A 7,059-nucleotide genomic window follows, 5' to 3' on the forward strand; every position below is an offset into this window, starting at 1 on the left:
TCGCGGGGCCGGCGATACCACCGGCGGTCGCGGCGATACCAGCAGCGGTCAGAACGGTGGTGCGCAGCAGAGTGGTAGCCATGATGGTTGCCTCCCTGAAATGTGGGGGTCACGGCACAGGGGGGTGCCGTGCGAGGGGGAAAGTCTGCGGATCCGGCGGCCCGGAGGGCCGGCACGGGGTGTGCGCGGGGCTCGGGCGGCCACGAGGGGTGGCCTGCACGCTGTCCGGAACGGCCACGGGGGGTGGCCTGCTCGGGGGCCCGGGGGATGTAACCACCGGCGGTGGCCGGTCATTCCGACCCGGGCGCTGGCCGGTGGTGCGGCCTGCCGGCTCGGGGGATGTAACGACGACCGGTGGCCGGTCATTTCCGACCGGGGCTGCCTGCCGGCTCGTACCGGCCGGGGCTCCACGCGGTCTGCCCGGTACAACGCCTGACCCCCGGCACCGATTCCACCCTGACGGTGGCACCGACCACCGCCGACCCGGACGATCGGGCCGATTCTTCGCAGCCCGCACCCCCACGCCCCGCCGGAACCGGACACCGCACCCCGAACCTCCACCCACCCCCACCCCCGGGTCGGCCGGAGGTGGCGCCGCATTCGACGGATCCGAGATCTTGGTAGGAAACGGCCCCCATAGGGGCACTTTCCTTCCAAGATCTCGACGGTGGCCCGAAGGGCGGAACGCCGATCCTGGGCTGTGGGAACAGGGCTCTCGCTCGGGGTGCTCGGATGCGACCGACGGGCCGGAAGCGTCCTCCGCTCGCACATCTATGACTATGCGCCATAAATATGCCTCTGAGGCATACCAGTCTTACCGGGACGTCGCTCCGCCTGCCATTACTCCTTGTGACCGCCTGCAGGTGGGGGCGCAGTGCCTTCGGGGATCCCGACACCGGTGACGGCAGGCGTCGGCGCGGCGGAGATCCTGGTAGGAAGGCACCCCCGGATCCGGAGGCCTGCGGCGGCGGGTGCGCGCATGCTCACCGGGCGAGCAGCAGGTTGTGGACCAGAAACCGGCACCGCGTCACGTGGTCCGACGACGGCACGGCCCCGGGACGGGCCGGCAGCCGACGTCGGTCGGAGCGCCGGGCACAGGAACCAGGGACCAGCCTGCGGGGACGTACGAGGCAGGGTCCGTGCGCGGGCGGGGGCGCGAGGGGTCAGGAGGGCGTCGTGGCGGCGTCGGAGCCGTCGAGCGCGGCGAGGATCGCCTCGGCCGTACGCCGACCGACACCGGGCACCTCGGTGATCTCGTCGACCGTGGCGGCGGACAGACGCTTCAACGAGCCGAAGTGCCGCAGGAGCGCCTTGCGCCGGACCTCGCCGAGGCCGGGGACGTTGTCGAGCGCCGACTCGGTCATCCGCTTCGAGCGGCGCTGGCGGTGGAATGTGATGGCGAAGCGGTGCGCCTCGTCGCGTACCCGTTGCAGCAGGTAGAGCGCCTCCGAGGTCCGCGGCAGGATCACCGGGAACTCGTCGTCGGGCAGCCAGACCTCCTCCAGCCGCTTCGCCAGCCCGCACAGTGCCACGTCGTCGATGCCCAGCTCGACGAGCGCCTTGGCGGCGGCGGCCACCTGGGGCGGGCCGCCGTCGACCACCACGAGCTGCGGCGGGTACGCGAACTTGCGCGGCCGCCCGGTGGTCGGATCGATGCCGGGCCGGTCGGGGTCGGCGGCGGTCTCCTCGCCCAGCTCCCCGGTTTCGGCGCGGGCGTCGAGGTAGCGGGCGAACCGTCGGCGCAGCACCTCGGACATGGCGGAGAGGTCGTCGGTCGCGCCGCGCACGATGAACCGGCGGTATTCGCTCTTGCGGGGCAGCCCGTCCTCGAACACGACCATGCTGGCGACCACGTCGGTGCCCTGGATCTGGGAGACGTCGAAGCATTCGATCCGCAGGGGCGAGGTGCGCATGGCGAGCGCGTCGGCGATCTCGTCCAGGGCCTGGCTGCGGGTGGTCAGGTCGCCGGCCCGCTTGAGCTTGTGCCGGGCGAGCGCGTCCTTGGCGTTGCGCTCCACCGTCTCCAGCAGCGACCGCTTGTCACCCCGCTGCGGCACCCGCAGCGACACCCGGCTGCCCCGCCGGGCGGAGAGCCAGTCGGCCAACGCCTCCGCGTCGCCCGGCAGCTCGGGAACGAGCAGCTCGCGCGGGACGTCGGCCTCGCCCTGCTCACCGCCGTAGACCTGGGTGCAGAAGTGGTGCACGAGGTCGCCGGTGGTCAGCTCCTCGGTCTTCTCCACCACCCAACCGCGCTGGCCGCGCACCCGGCCGCCGCGGACGTGGAACACCTGCACCGCGGCTTCGAGCGGGTCGTCGGCGAACGCGACCACGTCGGCGTCGGTGCCGTCACCGAGCACCACGGTCTGCTTCTCCATGGCCCGCCGCAGCGCGGCGACGTCGTCGCGCAACCGGGCCGCCCGCTCGAACTCCAGTTGCTCGCTGGCGTCGAGCATCTCCCGCTCCAGCCGGCGGACCATGGTGTCGGTGCGGCCGGCCATGAAGTCGCAGAAGCCGTCGACGATCTCGCGGTGCCGCTCGGCGCTGACACTGCCGACGCACGGCGCCGAGCACTTGCCGATGTAGCCCAGCAGGCACGGTCGGCCGACCTGGCCGGCCCGCTTGAAGACGCCGGAGGAGCAGGTCCGTGCCGGGAAGACGCGCAGCAGCAGGTCGAGCGTCTCGCGGATGGCCCAGGCGTGCGAGTAGGGCCCGAAGTAGCGCACCCCCTTGCGCTTCGCGCCGCGCATCACCTGCAACCGCGGGTATTCCTCGTCGAGCGTGACCGCGAGGTAGGGGTAGGACTTGTCATCGCGGTAGCGGACGTTGAACCGCGGGTCGTACTGCTTGATCCAGGTGTATTCCTGCTGGAGCGCCTCGACCTCGGTGGCGACGGTGATCCAGTCGACCGACTCGGCGGTGAAGACCATCTGCCGGGTGCGCTGGTGCAGGTTGACCGGGTCGGCGAAGTAGGAGTTGAGCCGGCTGCGCAGGTTGCGGGCCTTGCCGACGTAGATCACCCGACCGGTGCCGTCCCGGAAGCGGTAGACCCCTGGCAACTCCGGGATGGTGCCGGTCGCGGGACGGTAGGTCGAGGGGTCAGCCACGACCCAAGCCTAGTCCGCATCCCCGACACCCGGCCGCCGCCGCGCCTCCGCCCGCGAGCGGCGGGCGGAGGCGGTACGGGCGGGTGCGGTGCGCCCGGTCAGGCCAGCGTGATCTGGTCGCCTTCGACCTTGATCTCCTTCGCCGCCAAGGGCTTGGTGGCGGGGCCAAGCTTGACCGAGCCGTCGCTGATCGAGAACCGGCTGTTGTGGCAGGTGCAGTTGATGGTGCCGCCGTCGACGTTCGACACCGGGCAGCCCTGGTGGGTGCAGATCGGATCGAACGCCTTGAACTGGCCGGCCTCGGGCTGGGTGATCACCACGCCCTTGCTGGCGTAGATCGTGCCGCCGCCGACCGGGATGTCGCTGGTGCGGGCCAACGGGGCGCTGCTGTCCCGGTCGCCGCCGCCCGCGTCGCCGGTGGCGGTGGCGCCGGGCGGTCCTCCGCTGGTCGGGGCCTGCCCGGGGGTCGCGTCGTCGTCGCCGCATCCCGCGAGCACCACGGCCGCGCCAACCGCTCCGGCACCCGCGAGCAGGGTCCGACGGGTCTGGGTGATCGGTCCGGTCCGCGCCTGGTCGTCACTCATATCCGGCCTCTCTCTCGGCTGTCGCCACCGGTCATGATCCGTGGCCACAGTGTGCAACACGCACCAGGATCGGGCACGGTTCATACTGTCGCGTCACGAAACGGGCGTCTGTGCGGATGACGGACAGGGCCGGCCGCTGGCCCCGTCCGTCGTACCCGTGGGTCAGCGCGCCCCGGCCGGCACCTTGCGGGTCCGGGTCTTGGTCCCGCCGTTGGCCTTCGCCGCCCGGGTGGTGGCGGCCTTGGCGCCCTTGGCCGCGCCGTCGAGCTTGAGGATCGGCCGCAGGAACTCGCCGGTGTGGCTCTCCGGAACCTCGGCGACCTCCTCGGGGGTGCCGGTGGCGAGCACCGTGCCGCCCCGGTGGCCGCCCTCGGGGCCCATGTCGATCAGCCAGTCGGCCGTCTTGATCACGTCGAGGTTGTGCTCGATCGTGATGACCGTGTTGCCCTTGTCGACCAGGCCCTCCAGCACCATCAGCAGCTTGCGGATGTCCTCGAAGTGCAGACCGGTGGTCGGCTCGTCGAGCACGTAGACGGTGCGGCCGGTGGAGCGCTTCTGCAGCTCGGAGGCGAGCTTGACGCGCTGCGCCTCACCGCCGGACAGCGTCGGCGCGGGCTGGCCGAGACGGACGTAGCCGAGGCCGACGTCGACGAGCGTCTTGAGGTGCCGGTGGATGGCCGGGATGGCGGAGAAGAACTCGGCCGCCTCCTCGATCGGCATGTCCAGGACCTCGGCGACCGTCCGGCCCTTGTAGTGCACCTCGAGCGTCTCGCGGTTGTAGCGCGCGCCCTTGCACACCTCGCAGGGGACGTAGACGTCCGGCAGGAAGTTCATCTCGATCTTGATCGTGCCGTCACCGGAACACGCCTCGCAGCGCCCGCCCTTGACGTTGAACGAGAACCGGCCCGGGCCGTACCCCCGGACCTTGGCCTCGGTGGTCTCGGCGAACAGCTTGCGGACGTGGTCCCAGACCCCGGTGTAGGTGGCCGGGTTGGAGCGCGGCGTCCGCCCGATCGGCGACTGGTCGACGCCGACGACCTTGTCCACGTGCTCCAGGCCGGTGATCCGGGTGTGCCGGCCGGGCACCAGCCGGGCGCCGTTGATCTGGTTGGCCAGCACCGTGTAGAGGATGTCGTTGACGAGCGTCGACTTGCCCGAGCCGCTGACCCCGGTGACCGCGATGAGCTGGCCCAGCGGGAAGCTCACGGTGAGGTTGCGCAGGTTGTGCTCGCGCGCGCCGTGCACCACCAGCTCCCGGCCGGGCGTCTGCGGCCGCCGGGTGGCCGGCGTCGGGATGGACTTGCGCCCCGACAGGTACGCCCCGGTGACCGACTCGGCGTTGTCGAGCAGCGCCGGCACCGAGCCGCTGTGCACGATCTTGCCGCCGTGCTCGCCGGCGCCCGGACCGATGTCGACGATCCAGTCGGCCACCCGGATGGTGTCCTCGTCGTGCTCGACCACGATCAGCGTGTTGCCCAGCCCGCGCAGCCGCAGCAGCGTCTCGATGAGCCGGTGGTTGTCGCGCTGGTGCAGGCCGATCGACGGCTCGTCGAGCACGTAGAGCACGCCGACCAGGCCGGAGCCGATCTGGGTGGCGAGCCGGATGCGCTGGGCCTCGCCGCCGGAGAGCGTGCCCGCCGGACGGTCCAGGGAGAGGTAGTCGAGGCCGACGTCGAGCAGGAACTTCAGCCGGGCGTTGATCTCCTTGAGCACCCGCTCGGCGATCATCTTCTGCCGGTCGGTCAGCTCGATGCCGGCCAGCAGGTCGGCCGCCTCGCCGACGGAGAGGTTGCAGACCTCGGCGATGCTCTTGCCGGCCAGGGTGACCGCGAGCACCTCGGGCTTGAGCCGGGCACCACCGCACGCCGCGCAGGGCACGTCCCGCATGTAGCCCTCGTACTTGTCACGGGACCACTCCGACTCGGTGTCGTTGTGCCGACGCTCGATCCACTGCACCACGCCCTCGAAGCCGGTGTAGTAGGAGCGTTCGCGTCCGTACTTGTTGCGGTAGCGGACGTGCACCTGGTCGTCGGAGCCGTGCAGGATCGTCTTCTGCGCCCGCGACGGCAGCGCCCGCCAGGGCGTGTCGATGTCGAAGTGCTGGGCCTCGCCGAGTGCCTCCAGCAGGCGCAGGAAGTATTCGAGGTTGTGCCCGGTGGCCCAGGGCTGGATCGCGCCCTCCCGCAGCGAACGCTCCGGGTCGGGGATGACCAGCTCGGGGTCGACCTCCTTCTTGGTGCCCAGGCCGGTGCACTCCGGGCAGGCGCCGTAGGGCGCGTTGAAGGAGAAGACCCGGGGTTCCAGGTCCTCGATCGCCAGGGGGTGGTCGTTCGGGCAGGCCAGGTGCTCGGAGTAGCGGCGCTCCCGGGCCGGGTCGTCCTCCGGCAGGTCGACGAAGTCGAGCAGCACCAGACCACCGGACAGGCCGAGCGCGGCCTCGACCGAGTCGGTCAGCCGTTGCTTGGCGCTCGGCTTGACGCTGAGCCGGTCGATGACCACCTCGATGGTGTGCTTCTCCTGCTTCTTGAGCTTGGGCGGCTCGGTCAGCGGGTGCACCACGCCGTCGACCCGGGCGCGGGCGTAGCCCTTGGCCTGAAGCTCGGCGAAGAGGTCGACGTATTCGCCCTTGCGGCCGCGCACCACCGGCGCGAGCACCATGAACCGGGTGCCCTCGGCCATGGCCAGGACCCGGTCGACGATCTGCTGCGGGCTCTGCTTGGAGATCCGCTCACCGCAGATCGGGCAGTGCGGCTCGCCGATGCGGGCGAAGAGCAGGCGGAGGTAGTCGTAGACCTCGGTGATGGTGCCGACGGTGGAGCGCGGGTTGCGCGAGGTCGACTTCTGGTCGATCGAGACGGCCGGGCTGAGGCCCTCGATGAAGTCGACGTCGGGCTTGTCCATCTGACCGAGGAACTGCCGGGCGTACGACGACAGCGACTCGACGTAGCGGCGCTGCCCCTCGGCGAAGATGGTGTCGAACGCCAGGCTCGACTTGCCCGAACCGGAGAGCCCGGTGAAGACGATCAGGGCGTCCCGGGGCAGGTCGAGACTGACGTCACGCAGGTTGTGCTCGCGCGCGCCACGGATGATCAGTCGGTCGGCCACGGTGCGTGTGCTCCCGGAAGAAGAATATGAGGCGGATCTGTGCACCAGACGCCGGGTCTGGGTGGTTTTCACAGGTTGTCGGGGCGCAGAGAAAACGCCTCGGCAACTCTAGCCCCGACGTACGACAACTTCCGTCGCGCGAACATTCCCCCAGCTCAGGCCGGTCGGGCGCGAACCACGCACGTCCGCCCGACCGGCCCGGGCCGGCTCAGAATGCCCCGGGAGCGGGCGGGGTCGCCGGACGCCCGGTGCGCCGCCGCCCGCCG

General features: G+C 71.1%; 3 protein-coding genes. All 3 read right to left on the reverse strand.

Annotation, left to right across the window (positions count from 1 at the left end; genetic code table 11):
• Nucleotides 1-1,163 precede the first annotated feature (1,163 nt).
• Complete coding sequence (uvrC, locus tag HUW36_RS21860; RefSeq protein WP_174529883.1) at nt 1,164-3,104, reverse strand: excinuclease ABC subunit UvrC; 1,941 nt, start codon at nt 3,102-3,104, stop codon at nt 1,164-1,166.
• A gap of 98 nt (nt 3,105-3,202) precedes the next feature.
• Complete coding sequence (locus tag HUW36_RS21865; protein WP_174529884.1) at nt 3,203-3,688, reverse strand: Rieske (2Fe-2S) protein; 486 nt, start codon at nt 3,686-3,688, stop codon at nt 3,203-3,205.
• A 162-nt stretch (nt 3,689-3,850) separates the two neighbouring features.
• Nucleotides 3,851-6,793 carry an excinuclease ABC subunit UvrA gene (uvrA, locus tag HUW36_RS21870; protein WP_174529885.1) on the reverse strand — a complete coding sequence of 981 codons (2,943 nt, stop codon included), beginning with the start codon at nt 6,791-6,793 and terminating at the stop codon, nt 3,851-3,853.
• Nucleotides 6,794-7,059: the final 266 nt, after the last annotated feature.

It is taken from the genome of Micromonospora maritima (assembly GCF_902825405.1).
GTDB lineage: Bacteria > Actinomycetota > Actinomycetes > Mycobacteriales > Micromonosporaceae > Micromonospora > Micromonospora maritima.

What these genes read in the sequence shown, in the direction of transcription:
- HUW36_RS21865 (WP_174529884.1), bottom strand. Translation starts at nt 3,688, where the DNA reads ATGAGTGACGACCAGGCGCGGACCGGACCGATCACCCAGACCCGTCGG.